This is a genomic window from Methylobacterium sp. 092160098-2, from assembly GCF_028920805.1.
GTDB lineage: Bacteria > Pseudomonadota > Alphaproteobacteria > Rhizobiales > Beijerinckiaceae > Methylobacterium > Methylobacterium fujisawaense.
In genome coordinates, this window is record NZ_JAQPZJ010000002.1 from 965,293 (window position 1) to 979,567 (window position 14,275).

General features: G+C 68.9%; 17 protein-coding genes. 11 read left to right on the plus strand and 6 right to left on the minus strand.

The annotated features are described in order from the left end of the window. Nucleotides 1-11: 11 nt before the first annotated feature. From PQI07_RS30155 to PQI07_RS30185, 7 genes are all read left to right on the plus strand, one after another. Nucleotides 12-929: a glycosyltransferase family 2 protein gene (locus PQI07_RS30155; protein WP_274928582.1), complete on the plus strand. Its 918-nt coding sequence runs from the start codon at nt 12-14 to the stop codon at nt 927-929. Beyond that, entirely contained in the window at nt 920-2,353 is a 1,434-nt protein-coding gene (locus PQI07_RS30160) for an exopolysaccharide biosynthesis polyprenyl glycosylphosphotransferase (RefSeq protein ID WP_274928583.1), read from the plus strand. Before PQI07_RS30155 ends, PQI07_RS30160 begins: the two co-directional genes overlap by 10 nt. Nucleotides 2,354-2,464: 111 nt before the next feature. Continuing rightward, nucleotides 2,465-2,833 (plus strand): hypothetical protein, encoded by a 369-nt coding sequence (locus tag PQI07_RS30165; RefSeq protein ID WP_274928584.1) that lies wholly within the window; start codon nt 2,465-2,467, stop codon nt 2,831-2,833. 118 nt (nt 2,834-2,951) lie between these two features. Then, complete coding sequence (locus PQI07_RS30170; protein WP_274928585.1) at nt 2,952-3,227, plus strand: hypothetical protein; 276 nt, start codon at nt 2,952-2,954, stop codon at nt 3,225-3,227. 35 nt (nt 3,228-3,262) lie between these two features. Further along, nucleotides 3,263-4,738, plus strand: coding sequence for a hypothetical protein (locus PQI07_RS30175; protein ID WP_274928586.1), 1,476 nt, complete (start codon nt 3,263-3,265; stop codon nt 4,736-4,738). A gap of 1 nt (nt 4,739) precedes the next feature. Further along, nucleotides 4,740-6,362, plus strand: a complete 1,623-nt coding sequence (locus tag PQI07_RS30180; RefSeq protein ID WP_274928587.1) for a hypothetical protein — start codon at nt 4,740-4,742, stop codon at nt 6,360-6,362. Between the two features lie 184 nt (nt 6,363-6,546). Continuing rightward, nucleotides 6,547-7,254 carry a hypothetical protein gene (locus PQI07_RS30185; RefSeq protein WP_274928588.1) on the plus strand — a complete coding sequence of 236 codons (708 nt, stop codon included), beginning with the start codon at nt 6,547-6,549 and terminating at the stop codon, nt 7,252-7,254. Between the two features lie 95 nt (nt 7,255-7,349). On the opposite strand, the gene PQI07_RS30190 is transcribed toward PQI07_RS30185, so the two are convergent. The 4 genes from PQI07_RS30190 to PQI07_RS30205 form a co-directional block, all read right to left on the minus strand. Further along, entirely contained in the window at nt 7,350-8,684 is a 1,335-nt protein-coding gene (locus PQI07_RS30190; RefSeq protein ID WP_274928589.1) for a hypothetical protein, read from the minus strand. Then, nucleotides 8,681-9,127, minus strand: coding sequence for a DUF6998 domain-containing protein (locus PQI07_RS30195; RefSeq protein WP_274928590.1), 447 nt, complete (start codon nt 9,125-9,127; stop codon nt 8,681-8,683). The genes PQI07_RS30190 and PQI07_RS30195 overlap by 4 nt, the downstream gene beginning before the upstream one ends. Before the next feature lie 89 nt (nt 9,128-9,216). Next, nucleotides 9,217-9,537: a hypothetical protein gene (locus tag PQI07_RS30200; protein WP_274928591.1), complete on the minus strand. Its 321-nt coding sequence runs from the start codon at nt 9,535-9,537 to the stop codon at nt 9,217-9,219. Next, on the minus strand, nt 9,522-10,718 hold the full coding sequence (locus tag PQI07_RS30205) for a hypothetical protein (RefSeq protein WP_274928592.1): 1,197 nt from the start codon (nt 10,716-10,718) through the stop codon (nt 9,522-9,524). The genes PQI07_RS30200 and PQI07_RS30205 overlap by 16 nt, the downstream gene beginning before the upstream one ends. 169 nt (nt 10,719-10,887) lie before the next feature. Here PQI07_RS30205 and PQI07_RS30210 point away from each other — a divergent pair, with 169 nt between their 5' ends. Together PQI07_RS30210 and PQI07_RS30215 are read left to right on the plus strand one after the other, a co-directional pair. Beyond that, nucleotides 10,888-11,229, plus strand: coding sequence for a hypothetical protein (locus tag PQI07_RS30210; RefSeq protein ID WP_274928593.1), 342 nt, complete (start codon nt 10,888-10,890; stop codon nt 11,227-11,229). Beyond that, entirely contained in the window at nt 11,229-11,465 is a 237-nt protein-coding gene (locus PQI07_RS30215) for a hypothetical protein (protein ID WP_274928594.1), read from the plus strand. The genes PQI07_RS30210 and PQI07_RS30215 overlap by 1 nt, the downstream gene beginning before the upstream one ends. A gap of 12 nt (nt 11,466-11,477) precedes the next feature. Here PQI07_RS30215 and PQI07_RS30220 read toward each other — a convergent pair whose 3' ends face one another. Further along, nucleotides 11,478-12,353, minus strand: a complete 876-nt coding sequence (locus PQI07_RS30220) for a hypothetical protein (protein WP_274928595.1) — start codon at nt 12,351-12,353, stop codon at nt 11,478-11,480. Between the two features lie 58 nt (nt 12,354-12,411). Further along, nucleotides 12,412-12,624: a hypothetical protein gene (locus PQI07_RS30225; RefSeq protein ID WP_274928596.1), complete on the minus strand. Its 213-nt coding sequence runs from the start codon at nt 12,622-12,624 to the stop codon at nt 12,412-12,414. 66 nt (nt 12,625-12,690) lie between these two features. Between PQI07_RS30225 and PQI07_RS30230 the strand changes: the two genes are divergently transcribed. Then, nucleotides 12,691-13,686, plus strand: coding sequence for a hypothetical protein (locus PQI07_RS30230; protein WP_274928597.1), 996 nt, complete (start codon nt 12,691-12,693; stop codon nt 13,684-13,686). After that, nucleotides 13,683-14,216: an AbrB/MazE/SpoVT family DNA-binding domain-containing protein gene (locus PQI07_RS30235; protein WP_274928598.1), complete on the plus strand. Its 534-nt coding sequence runs from the start codon at nt 13,683-13,685 to the stop codon at nt 14,214-14,216. Before PQI07_RS30230 ends, PQI07_RS30235 begins: the two co-directional genes overlap by 4 nt. Nucleotides 14,217-14,275: the final 59 nt, after the last annotated feature.

The window sequence follows — 14,275 nt, forward strand, 5'->3', positions numbered from 1 at the left end:
AAGTCTTCGGCATGTCGACCCTTCGGCCGAACCTCTCCGCACCCCCGACCTTCTCCGTCGTCGTGGTCACCTACCGACGCGACGAGGCGCTCCTGCGCACGTTGGCCGACCTGCGGCCGGCACTCGCAGGCCGCGACGCCGAGCTCCTCGTCGTCGACAACAATGCGGACGGCGTCGACCGCTTCCACATGCTTGAGGGCTTCGCCCGCGCGTCGCTTCTCAGCCAGCCCGTCAACCATGGCGTTGCGGGCGGGCGCAACGTCGGCATCTCCCGCTCCCTCGGCCAGCTTCTGGTCTTCCTCGACGACGACGCCTCCTTCGCGGGCGTGGACATGCTCGACACCGTCCTCCGCGTATTCGAGGAGGATCCGGCGATCGGCGCGGTCGCGTTCCGGAGCATCCAGGCCGACACGGGGGTCGCGGATCCGGCCGAGTTTCCCCACACCGACAAGCGGCTCGCACCGGACAGGGCGATCGACACGTTCCGCTTCATCGGCGTCGGGCACGCGTTGCGCCGGGAGGCCATCGAGCAGGTCGGCACGTACCTCCCCGAGTTCTTCTACTCCATGGAGGAGTTCGACCTCTCCTACCGGCTGCTCTCGCACGGATGGCGGATCGTCTACCGACCGGCGGTGACGGTCGTACATCGCCGGGCCCCGCAGGGCCGCGTCCCGTCGAACCACCGCGTGGAGATGTCGGTCCTCAACAAGCTCCGCATCGCGTTCATGCACCTCCCGCGTTGGCAGGCCATGCTCTGTGCGCTCGCATGGCTGGGGCGCGGGTTCGCGATGCGACGCGGCGTCTACCGGATCGACAGGGTCCTGATCCAGTTCCTCGGCTGGGCATCCCGCAACCATGACCTGCGCCGACCGATGAAGCCCCGCGTGATGCGCCGCATCCGCGACATGGGTGGCGTCGCATGGCGCTAGTCGCGACCATCCTGCCGGATCGGCGCTCGGCCGCCTGGCGCAGGCCGCTCGTCCGCACGGGGCACGCCCTCTTCCTCGCGTCGGCCGACGTCAGCGGCGCCGCCCTGGCGGCCCTGATCTCCTTCGCTCTCGCCAGCGTCGCCAGTCGGGGTTTGGCCGGAGCACCGTTCGTCAGCTTCGACACCGCGGCGGCGGCGCGGATCCAGACGGCCCTGCCACTGCTGCTCGCCGTCGGCATCGTGTTCCGCATCCGCGGCCACTACACGGATCGGATGCCGTTCTGGTCGGAAGCCAAGGAACTCGTGCTGGCGGCGTTCCTGGGACTGCTCGTCGAGGGCTTCATCGAGTACGCCCTGAAGGAGCACGTGAGCCGTAGCTGGATCGTGTCCAGCTGGGTGCTGTTCGCACCCTTCGTCCTGCTCGTGCGGTCCATCGTGAAGCGGTCGATGCTGGTCCTCGGCATCCGCACGCTCAAGGTGCTGGTGGTCGGGACCGGCAACTCGGCGCAACGCGTGCGGCAGGCCGTCGAATCCGAGCCGCTCCTGGGCTATCGGGTCGTGGCCTGCCTGAGGCCGCGCACGGCCAGGGAGGCAGTCGCCATCCTGCGGGGCTACGACGCCGATCTCGCGGTGATCGCGCTTTCCCGCGAAGACGAGGATCTCGGAACGGCGGCGGCCCGCGCCTTCGTGTCCGCAGGGATTCCCTACGCGGTCTGCCCCTCGGTCCAGGGGATCGGCTTCTCTTCGATGCGCTCGACGATCATGTTCGGGCACGACGTGCTGTTCATGACCGACCGCAAGGGCCTCGGCGATCCTGCCTTCCGCACCCTCAAGCGCGCCTTCGATCTCGTCGTCTCGGGGCTGCTGCTGCTGATCGGCGCGGTGCCTCTCCTGATCGTGGGTATCCTCGCGGCGTCGGACGGCGGCTCACCCTTCTACAGCCAGACCCGCGTGGGCAGGCATGGCCGCACCTTCCGCCTCTGGAAGTTCCGCAGCATGACCGTCGACGCCGATCTGCGTCTCCAGCGGCTGCTGGCCGCCGACCCCGCGGCGCGGCTCGAATGGGAGCGGGAGCGGAAGCTGCGGCACGACCCCAGGATCACGCCCGTCGGGCGGTTCCTGCGCAGGAGCGCCCTCGACGAGCTGCCGCAGCTCTGGAACGTCTTCAGGGGCGACATGTCCCTGGTGGGGCCGCGCCCGGTGGTCGAGAGCGAACTCGAGCGCTACGGCGAAGAGGCGGACGCCTACCTGCTCGTCAGGCCGGGCGTCACGGGGCTCTGGCAGGTCGCTGGTCGAAACGACGTGGACTACGCCAGACGCGTCGCGCTCGACGCATGGTACGTGCGCCACTGGTCGTTCTGGAACGACCTCGTCGTCCTCTTCATGACGATCCCGGCACTGCTCTCGCGTCGCGGTGCCTACTGAAGATCGCAGGTGGGCGACAATCCTTCTAACACGCGCCGTCGAAGGAACTGTAGCGCTTGCGGCTTGCGTGGATCCGGTGTTGCTGAAGGAACGGAAACGGGATTGCGACGAATGAAAGCTCGGTTCAAACAGCCCAATCCGAATGGCTACATGCTCCTGGTGGACGCCATGGCCCTGAACAGCCGAGGCATGCCGATCCTCGGCGAATTCGACCCGAACAATCCCGCATCCGCCAGAGCTGCCTACGAGGAGGCCCATTCCGGTCCGGCGAGCGGTCCCACGGGCGGATACTTCAAGATGTTGATGTTCCTGAGCAACGTCGAGGGCCGAATGGGATACGCGCCCGGCGCTCTGACGAGCGAGGAGCCCTTCGAGAAGATCCTCGACCGATACTGGGCCCAGCGCTGCCGACACGTGATCGCGGCCCAGGCCGTGCCGATCGAGGTGCCGGGCGAAGAGGCACCTGCTCCGACCTGCTGATACCCCCAAGATCAGGAGCCAGCCCATGTCGATCGGCAATCTCATCGGCGGCCGCATCGGAGCCGCGCCTCACGGATTGACCCTCGCGGAGATCGGCCGCGCAGCCGGACGAAGCGGGATGGACGGCGCCATCGTCGGGGCGATCGCCGTCCTCGAAGGGAATCCGACGCCTTCCTGCTCGGCGCACGTCGAATTCGTCGACGAGGCCGGCGGCGCGCACGAGGTGGCCCTCGGCGTGGTTGAGCGGGCCGGTCTCGGCTTCTTCTTCCCGCACCCGGTCACCGGTTCTCCGGTGGACGATCCCGCAGAGCACATCCGCCTGCGCTTCGAGATCGCGGAAGGAACGGCGCTGCCTTCGACATTTTCGACGGCATTCGACAGGCTGTCTTCTTGAAGGATCGCCGGCGCACGCCGTCGCGAGGACACCCCATGATCCGCCTGCCGTTCGATTTCACCTACACCGTCGCGTACGTTCCGCCCCGGATGCAGAACGCGCGTCACATGCCGATGCGCGGTTCCACGGTGCTGGAGTTCGAGGAGCTGGACCCGGCGACGACCGAGCACGTCGCCAACGTCACGGAGCGCCACCGCTTCACCTATTCCAGCGACCGCTACGGGCGGAGCGACAGGAACGAGAAGGTCCGCGTGCTGTATGCGGGGGGCTCCTTCTGGCGCGAGGACATGTCCTTCGAGAAGCTCGCCGCGCAGATCACGGCCGGCAACATCGAGAACGGCTACCTGGATCACATCGCGAGCCGCGGCACCCAGAGTTCGGAACTCGGCGACGTCGCGGAGCTGACGAACGAGCAGCGGACCGCCAAGGTGCTGGCCCGCGTACCTGCGGAGCGCTGGAACGACGACGGCGGCGCCGCCACCATCGAGCGCTACCGTCGGCGCGTCGCCGACATGGCGGTGTTCGACGGCGGCGTCTTCGTCAGGACGCCGATGCCGGTCATCTCGCTGTCCCAGTACCTGGGTCGCGGCATCGCCATCGGCGCCGCGAGATCCTACGGCCCGGGCGAAACCGTGCACGGCAACCACCACCTCGTGTTCGATCTCGACGAGCTCGATCGCGCACTCGAGTATCAGGAACGCGTCAGGCCGGTTCGTGCCGGTGCCGAGGACGAGAGCTTTCGGGAGAAGCTCGAGATCGAGATCCTGAGCCCGGGCATCTGGGAGGCCGCGACCCACCGCGAGGCCGTCCTCGGATCCGCGAAGGCGGCGCTCGAGGCGGTCATGTCGAAGCCGGACGAGGTCTGGGTCGAGATGCTCGACAAGGCCTACGACCTGCGCGACGCGCTCACCGAGTGCGCGGGCGAGGTGACGCCCATGCTGCTCCAGGTCCTCCAGGACATCGCCGCCATGGAAGGACCGTCCGAGCAGCAGATGAACGACTGGCGTTCGCAGGCCGAGCAGTACACCGGCTCCTGGTCCAAGGGGCGTTCGTCGAACCTCGTCGAGAAGTCCGGCGAGGTCCTGGGGAGCGTGCGGGGCCTAGCGCAGGAGGCTCTGCTGCGCTGGGAGTTCCGCAAGCCGGACGCGTCCTGGGAGCAGCACCTGGAAGGCGATCCGATCCTCTTCGACGAACGCGGGTCGGTCCATCAGATCACCACGCTGTTCGACGCGCGGGTGCTCGAACGGCTCTACGACGTCGACCTTTCTGCCGAGACTGCCGCCTGTGCCTACGGGCGCGCGAAGCTCCACGTCGCGGTCGTCGGTGCCGGCGGCGTCGACTACAGGTCGGGGTACCGACAGGCGCTGATCGCGGAGGACGAGGACGGCCTCCGCCTTCTGGCGACCTCTCCCGACGTGGACGTCCAGGCCGTGGCCGCGGTCGTCGATCGCCACCTCGGCCGTACGTTCCACGCCGCCGCACCCGCGATGGCTCCAGGCGGAGTACGCTGACATGCGCGTCGATCTCACGATCCCCTACCAGTACCTCTGTCGTCGCAAGGGCGCCCGGAAGGACTCGAACGGCTACGGCCTGACGACCACCACCGTCGAGATCCCCGAGCATTCGGGGCCGGCTCCGCTCGTCGGCCGCTTCGGAATGCCCGGACGCCTGGAGGCGCTGGAGAAGGCGAAGGCCTGGGACCCCGAGAAGCAGAGCGACCGCCCGCAGGCGGTCTTCTCCGCCATCGACGGCCGGCCGCGCGCGGTCCTGTTCTTCAACAACGACTACTGGGTCGAGGTCGGATCGGCGGACGACATCCAGGCGCGTCTCGATCGCCGCAGGGAGGAAGGCGTCGACCCGTTCGCGGTGGCCCGCGGCGACGTCAACCTCTGGTACTGGGTGGACACCGTCATCGAGGATCCGGATGCCCTGCGCGCGTCCGGCAAGATGAAGATGATGGTCCACAACCAGATCGGCGAGTACAAGGCCTGCGCGGCCGACCGGGCGCGGCTCGACATGCGCGTGGTCGACGGAATGGTCGTGATGCGGACCGCCGAACCGGTGATCACCGCCCTTCAGCACAGCCCGACCGACGACCAGACCCGAAAGGCCTTCGAGGTCGTCGTCATACCCTCCAGCGACACGACCTCGACCGGGTTCCTCTACATGGCCGACATCGGCCGGACGGGATCGTTCAAGGCAGTGCCGCTGCACCGTAAGGACGAGATCGTCGACCAAGTCCACGCGGATGCCCGCGAGGTCGAGAACGAGGGCGGGAAGCGGACCGTCGAGCGTACGACCGGCAGCTGGCGCCACCGCCGCACGCGCCGGGTCGAGGAGAAGTTCGACATCCACACGACCGTGCTCGACCATACGTTGGTCGAAGTCGCCCGGCCGGATCTGCTTGCCTTCGACGACTTCAAGTCCAAGGCGAGGGGCGCCTCGTGGAACCTGACGACCGAGAACCGGTACTACCTCAGGCACATGTCGAAGCAGACCGGCCTGGCACTCCTCCGCCTCATGGACGCAAGGGAGGCCTCGCGGGGCATCGTCACGCCGCGCCTCGTTTCGGCGACCCGCGAGGCGGCGCACAGTCTGCTTGAGGGCTTCGCCCTGGAACGGCCCGCGCGGCCGCCCGGGCGCTGGTCCATCGATGCGTACAACAACCACGCGATGGACGAGGAGAGCGGGAAACTCGCGGCGATGAAGGAGGCGGCCGCCGACTTCGTCGAGGCCCTCGAGATGCGCGTGCCCGGTCGCGACTGGTTCGACCATGCGTTCGATGCCGCCGCCGACTTCCGCAACGGGTTCGCCGTCAGCGAGATCTGCACGCTGACGGATGCCCGAAGCGCGGCCGCAGCGCTGGGCATGCCCGAGATCTCGGACCTCGCCCTCGCGGCCGCGCGCGGCGACGGACACCTCGTCGGGATCCGGAAGGACAAGGTGTTCCAGGGCGTGCTCCACGTGACCGGGCCGGCCGACGCGCCCGTGGTGGAGCAGGTGTTCGCGCGATCGGGCTTCGAGGACGCGGTGATGGCCGCGGCCGAACCCCTGATCGACCGGATCCGCAAGGAGGCCTCCGTCGAGGCCGATCTCGATCTAGGTCTCGACGCCCCCGTGTTCGCGGCAGCATAGGTCCTGGCGACCGCATCCGGACGTGTGGCCCGGCGCAAGCCTGTCGTCCGGACCCTGCCGGACGACAGGAGAAGGTCCGCCGCTCGAACGCTCACCGATCGATAACGCTGTATTATACTGGCTTCGGAAAGGGATTTGCTCGCAGGTCGACCTGCTCTACCATCGCCAGACAGACATCATCTGCATGATGAACATGCTGCGGCGCAGAGGCGATGGTATGGGCGGTCTATACACCATTGCGTCGCGCAAGACGCCGTATGGTGGGTGCTGGTATGATTCCTACACCGAAGCCCGGTGGGCTGCCCTCCTCGACATGTTCGGGTTCGTGGTCAAGAAGCCACGACTGACCGGCAAGTGGGACCCCGACTTCGGTTTCAGGACCGATTGCAGGCTGACGGTGTACGCCGAATGCAAGCCCTACAGCGCGAAGTCGGGGTGGCCCGAGCCGAACTGCAAGTGGCTGGACGACATCTGGGAGAAGCTGGCCGACGGCGTCGATGGAAACCATTGCGACGAGGCCATCGCGATCGGCGACCTGAGCTTCATCCATAAGGATCTCCGCGACCTGAGCATGATGCCCTCGGATGAGGTGGCGATAGTCGGCCTTAGGCTCAAATCCACGAGATCCCATAGCAACGACACCACCAAGGACCGGTGGGAGCCCGTGCACATCCACAAGGATCGCTTCGGACGATACGTGTACCAGGGGCAGGGAGAGTATCGGAAGCTGAGGTCTCAGGGTCGGGAGGTGCAGAATCCACTCTCGCATCTCGACCTGCTGAAGATGTGGGGCGAGACCGAGAGTATGGTTGGCCACAAGCCGGAAGAGGCGGTCGCCAGGAAGCCGTACGATTTCGACGTCTTCAAGAAGCCGCCGCAGAAGAGGATCTAGTCGATCCTGCCCGACTGGCGGTTCCGTTGCGAGTTGACGGGATTCCCGCGGCCTATTCGGACCTCCCCCTCGACGCTCGCCCGTGGCCTCTCGGCTCAGTCCCCGGCGGTGAGCGAGACCACGCCGCCCGCCGCCTGAAGGCGCTCGGCTCTCGCGAGGGCGGGCCCCACAGGCGCCTTCACGGTGACGACACCGCTGCGCGTCGGGCGATCGCGCCAGCGGACGTGCCCGTCGATCCACGTGCGGCCCGGCTCGGGCCGTCCGTTCCGGTCCTTGCCGATCGATCCCGGTCGGAGGGTCCGCCAGAACCCGCCGACGTCCACCTGGAACCGAGGAGGGGTGTAGGACCGGGTCCCGCCGCCCGCTTCCAGATTGAGGATCTCGAGGGTTTCGATGCGGCGTACGCCGATCCGGCTGTCGCGGGGCGCCCTGAGAACGCGCGCCGCATCGCGACCGGCACCGCGTCCGGCCGCCGTGCGCCTCTCGACCTCGCGGACCAGGTGGATCCGGAAGGCGAAGTAGGCGGGCAGCTGGAACAGGGTCTCCGCGACGTCGAACACGATGCGGTGCTCGTCCACGCGGGCGGCGAAGGCCTTCATGCCCTCGACCTGCCCCGGCGTCGCCTTCGACACGTCGTCGATGCCGAGGCTCGCGGGGTCGTCGGACACCATCGTGCGCGACTGCCCCTCGTCGCGGGCGAAGGTCCGGCTCTCGTGCGTCATGCGGTCGAGGTCGAACAGGCCGAACGCGACGGTCTTCCAGACGCCGTCGAGGTCCCCGAGCGGGGCGGCGATCTGTCGGCCGAAGTCGACCCCCTGGTCCCTGTTGACCACGATCTCGCCCTCGGCCTGGATGTGCCGATAGAAGGCCTGGAGCTTCTCGGTCGCCTCGGCGAGGTCGCAGACCGTCCCGCCGATCATCATCCAATGAAGCCTGGATCCCCGGCGGACCAGCGACATGCCGCTGACCGCGAAGGCCTCGCCGTCGGTATCGACGAACGCGTGCTCGCGTATGTCGCCAAGGGCCGTGAAGTTGTGGACCACCCCCTCGGGTAGCGCCTCCAGGCGGGCGCGGCCGGCGTCCTGGCACCGGCCCTCCCGCACGAACTCGACGAAGTCGCCGACCGAGTAGGCATGGTCGCGCTCGGTGGCCAACTCGTACGAGACGAACGGGCCGTCCCGCCGCATCTCGAGGAAGCCCTGCATGGTGCCGAAGCTGAACGGCAGCACGGGATTGTCGACGTTCGCGTCGAGCCGGTCGTTGTAGAGCGACAGGAATTCCCGCAGCTCGTCGTCGACGTGGAAGCCGGCGCCGGATGCCTGCACGGCGGCCCGCCGGTCGAGCACGCGGCTCCAGGCGGCCGCAGCCTCCTTCTCCCGGCGGCGGCGCTCGCCGCGGGATTCGATCCCGATGCCACGCGGCGGCTTCATGCGGCTTCGGCCATCTCGTCTCTCGCTGCCTGCTCCGCGATCGCGCGAAGCTTCTTCAGCGTGATCACCCTCTGGCCGTTCTTCCCAGGTTTGCGGGCCGCCGTCCACGCCTGCGCGCCCTCGCCGTCGAACACGATCTCGGCCTCCGAAGGCGAGACGACCCTGAGCACGACGAGCCGCGCGCAGGTCGCGTACATCGCCACCTCGCTGCCGGCGGTCATCTTGATCTGAACCTGGCGCCCGTCCGAGTCTACGCCGTCGTGGCCGGGGAACGATCCGCGGTAGAGGGTGATCCCAAGAGCCTCCGCAGCGACGACCTCTCCGATCGATCCGACGAGGTGCCCGTCCGGCGTGAAGCTGCGCCCCGGATAGGCGGCCGAGAGTTCGGCCACCGCCTCGTAGATCCGGGCCACGGCGGGCGGCAGGGGGATGCGTCGGTCCATGCGGACAGGATACGCGCGATGGAGGCGATCCGCGCGCGGTTCCTACGGCAGTGGTTGACGCGAGGTTGAGAGCGGACCCGCGGTCCCTCTCAGACCTTCCGGCCCTCGGAAACGTCGCCTTCGGGATCGTCGGCGTAGCGGGTGCGCTGGACCGAACGGGGACCGTCGGAGGGAACGGTGGACGCCGGCGGCGGAGCCGTGAGCGGCTGCGCGTCGCGTGCGGCCTTCAGCTGCGCGCGGCCGCCGTCCGCGACGAAAGCGCGGACGCTCTCCGACAATCCGGCACCCGGCCTGTCCTCGCCGACGAGATCCTCGCGGCCGATCGGGATCGTGGACATTGGGTTCGCGAGGCCCAGGAGGTTCTCGTCCATGGCGCCGTGACCGGACGCCCCTCTCAGCTTCTGATCCATTGCTCGGTCTCCTCGCTGATCCCGCCCCGTGCCGGGCGCGTCGTCCGTCGTTTGGTCTGCCATCGCGCCATGCTGGACTCGAGCACGCCCTTCGCGCCGATGTCCTGGACGAGCGCCCTGTGCTGGGCCTTGGGGACGCGCCGGTCTCCCTCCCACCGGAGCTCGACCAGGATCAGGTCCCTGAAGCCGCGCAGGACGTCCATGATCGGCGCGGGAATGCGGTCGATCTGGCCTTTGACGACCCCATTCTGGACGACGGTGATGAAATTGTCCCCGACCTGGATGTGCACCCGCGCGGACGGCGCGAGGCCCGCATCCATCACGGCCATGAAGGTGCGGCCGTCGTGGGTCTGCATGATGTCGGCGTGGTCGATCGGTACCGGACCGGTCTGCCGCGGAGCCCGCTTCGAGCGTCGCTCCCCGTAGCGCCCCAGGGCGGCCTCGCCCAACCGTTCCCGGAGCAGCGCGGCGTAGTCCCGCTTGGCGTCCTGGAAACGCGCGCGCCCCTCCGGGGTCGACAGCCATTCGGCCAGGGACGCACCCTTCGCTCCCGGCGGTTCCGGCCGGCCGAAGCGCTCGACCGATAGCTTGGCCAGCGCCGTGCGCTCCGCCCGCACGGCCAGCGAGGGCATCCGCTTGGCGACGGTCTTCGCCGACGGGTTCGGGAGCCGGTCGCCAAATAGATCGAGCACCAGATCGCGCCCGAAGCGCGGCAGCGCGTCGTAGGCCGCCCAGATCCGGCCGCGCGCGCGCCATTCGCGTTCCGCGACGTCCCGCGGCGGCTCCCCCTGCCACCATGTTGCGGGGAGCAGGAAGTCGCGGCGATCGAAGTCCAGGGCCAGCGAAGCCGGCATGCAGGCGGGCACGATCAGGATCCGGTCGGCGACCGGCGTCACGTGCACCGCGACGTCGAGGGTGGCGTCGAAGCGGTTGCGCGCGCGCTCGGTGGCCCGACGACCCTGAAGATCGGTCATGGCGTCGGCGAGCGGACTTCCGTCGGCGGCGCGCTCGACGATGCCCGAATGGTGCAGGTCCAGCAGTCGGGCCGCCGCGTCGGCCGCGGCAGACGCGAGCAGCTCGATGCCGGCGCGCGAGACCTGCTGGCGCACGGCCCCCACCGCACGCGAGAGGTCCGCAGCGTCGCCGGCCGCGACGATCCATCCGATCCGTTCTCTCGACACGCCCGGCTCCATTCCTTCGCGAAGGTGACGCATGGATGCAACGGCGGCAAGACCCCGGTAAGGATCTGCGATCCGTTGGAAGGTGTCGGCAGACTTGGCTATTGGAACGGCGGCGTACGCGTCCTAATCTGCGGGAAGGAGCGGAACGTCGCTCCCCTGGAGCCCTCGTATGTTGACCGGTAAGATCGCGACCACGCCATCCGCCGATAGCGGCGTCGTTGCGAACGCGCTGTCGTCCCTAGGGATCGAGACCACGGCGGAGACGCTCGCCCACGCCCTCCGGCATTCGCTCCATCGGATCTCCGACGGGCCCTTCGCGGCGCTCGCATCGTCGATGCAGCCCGAGGTGCTGGTCGCGGGGCTGACGGCAATCGGGATCGAGCCGATCTTCATCGATGTCGCCCGCAAGCGCATGACGGCGGCCGGCGCCTTTCCGGACGCCATGCTCGATGCCGTGATCGAGCGCTCGGTGCACGCCTACATCGGCGAGGTCGTCGGGACGCCGATGTGATGGATCCTTCGGGAACCGTCGCAGTCGACAGGGGCGAGCTCGAACGGATCGCCGCCGAGCTTCGCCACGCCTACTCGCACCTCGTGAACGGCCGGGTCACGGACCTGCGCGCCTTCGCGGAAGGGCTCGTCGCGCCCCAGATCCGTCGCATCGAACTCCTGGCCGGCGGTCCGGTCGACGCGAGCGCAGACGGCGTCGGGCCACCGGAGCAGCAGGCCGCGCCCTCGCCGAGATGATCGACGCGCCTCCTAGGCCGCCGGCGCCAACGCCTCCAGCATGTCCTCGTCGACGACGAAGGCCGCCGTCCGCGCCGCGGTCTCCGGTACCCGCATCTCCTCCGGCGAGAGCGCCGGCAGGACCTCCACGACGGCGACGCGGATCAGCTGGGTGCGGTGCCAGCCCGGGCGCTCGTCGTGGGTCTTCACGGTCCCCTTGACGACGGCGCGCTGTCCTTCGCTCATGCCGAAGTTCGGGGTGATCGCGTAGAAGGCGTTTCCTTCTCCGTCGACGAGATCGGTCAGGCACATCTCCTCGCGGCCGCGACCCCTGAACTTCTTCTGCAGCCATTTCGCGCTGCCGGTGCACGTCACCTCGACCTCGATCCGGTCGCCGGGCGAAGCCACCGGCTTCGAGTCCGCGTAGATGCGCGCGATCCGGTCCCGCCTGTCGAGGCACTCGGCGAGCGCGTCGAGCTGCGCGCAGGTCAGCGAACCCCAGATCTCGGCCTTGGCCATCATGTCCGACACGAACTTGTCGGCCCGGTGCGCCTCGGCGCGCTCGAACAGGTGAGCATTCTCGTCCTTGAACGCGACGTACCGGGTCGCGATCTCGGCCTCCTTCACCTTGGCGGCCGCCGACGCGGCCTCCCGGCGCTTCAGGCGCTGCTTCTCGCGCTTCTCCAGCTGCGGACCGGTGTAGAGCCGGACCTGCTCCTCGATCGTCTTCTCGCCCTTGCAGGCGAAGCACTGCCGGCGGCCGCGCCAGCGCCCGCTGCCGCCGCACTTCCAGCACTCGACGTCGGCTTCGCCGAACGGCTTCCCCTTGGGATCCTCGAAGACGCCTCCCTTGTAGGGCGTGCCGTCCTCCAGGAAGTAGCCGGTCTCGGATGCGGGCAACGGGTCCATGGTCATCTCCGGAGACGGAGTGTGACCCGTATCGATGAAAAATCCGATGCCCGGGTGCTCAGGCCCGCCGCACCAGGACGACGCCGGCGGTCAACGCGGCGAGGCAGAGGCCGCCCGCGAGCGCGTGCCGACCGTAGTCGTGGACGAACCCGTAGGCATGACCGCCCATCCAGGACGCCACGGTGGTCAGCGCCGTCGTGACGGCGAACGCTTTGATGCGCGCGGAGCTCATCGTCGGATGATGGGCGGCATCGCAGTCCCGTGCAACCATTCCTTCGCCTTGTCAGAACGAAGTGATCCGGTCAGGTATGATCATCGGCGGTTCCTTCGGTGGCAAATGGCTCGCAGGCACGGACGCACCAGCAGGTTCCGCATCGAAGATGCGGCCGCAGTCGTCGCGACCACCCCACCGGATGCACTGTTCCTGCGCTGCTTCGGCATGGCGGCCGGCGCCGAGGCCTTCGGTGAGATGCCGGGCGGCTTCGGCGCGGTCCGCGACGCGCTCGGCGGTTCCGACATCTCGACCGTCCCTCTGGCGCCCGCGGCCGGGGATTGGGATTTCCGCCTGCCGGCGGAACTCGGAGGCGAGGCGCTCGAGACCGCGGTCGAGATCCTCGGCCGCGCCGAGGAGATCGCCGGCTCCGACCGCCTCGCGGCGGAGGCCTCGATCGACGATGCCGACCTCGCTCCGCCCGGCGAGCGCCTCGACCGCATCGTCTCGCAGAGGAGCCTCGGCGGCATGCTGCGGTCCCGGATCGGCCTTCCGGGGTGGTGGTCGCTCCCGCACGTCAGGACGACGGTGGTCAACAGGCCGGACGCGGACGCCTGGAAGGTGCGGATCTCGTGCCTCTCCGGCGACATGCTCCACGAGACCGCGACCGCCGTCGTCGAATCCATCGATGCGGCCCTTGAGGCCGATCCGAGGCTCGACGAGCTGCCGGGCGCCATCCCCTCGGAGTTCGGGACCTTCGCCATTCCTCCGCAGGGCGTGCTTGTCCGCACGGAATTCGCGCGGGTGGGCGGTGGCTACTGGCTCCGCTCCGCCGCCACGCTGCTCGCCGCGCAGGCGTCCGAGACCCTGGATCTCCTTCCCCCCGGCTCCCGCGACCGTGCCGGCGGTCCCTGGGCATGGCGAGCCGCATTCTCGTCGCGGGCCGGCCTCGCGGCCGGGATGATCCGCCTCGGCACCTACGGCCGGCCCCCGATCCTCGCGATCGAGATCGAAGGCCCCTTCGAGACAGGGCGCCACTTCGTCCTGGGCATGTCGCCGAGAGCGGAGGGCGAGGATGCGGACGCGCTGCTGACCGGATTGGCCAGGGAGATCGCCTCGTGAACGGAAGCTTCCTGCTGGTGCTCGAATCCGCCGAGGTGGCACGTCTCGGGTGCGACTGGCCTGCCGACCGGCTGCTGGTGGCCGAAATCGCGGACGACGGCTCGGTGCTGCGGACCCTGGGCGTCCCGGACGGCGAGCTCGACGGCGTGCTCGCGGATCGGCGGATGCCGGTCCATCCGGCCAGACCCGGCCGACGCACGGTGCTCCTCGAATTCTCCCGCGAGGCGGCCGTGCTCGCGGCGGTGAAGGAGAATCTCGCGAGGCCCGCCCCCGTCGAGACCTCCTACCGGGAGACCGCTCCCTGCCCTGCCCCGACCCCCGGGAGGATCGCGATCCCGCGTTCCGCCGCGCAGGCGGCGGGGCTGTCGCCGGGAGACGCGCTGGTCGTCGTGCTCGACGCCGACGGCCTGTTCGCCGTGCGCCGGTCCGGGACGCCTCGTACGACGCGGGTCCACTGGGCTTGGCGGGATCTCGCCGTCGCCGCCGCGATGCTCGGTTCCTTCGTGCTCGGCCTCGCCGGCGCACGCTGATTCGTTCCTTCGGGGTTGCCCCTTGCGAAGATCGCCAACAAGCTCCGGCGAACGGAAGA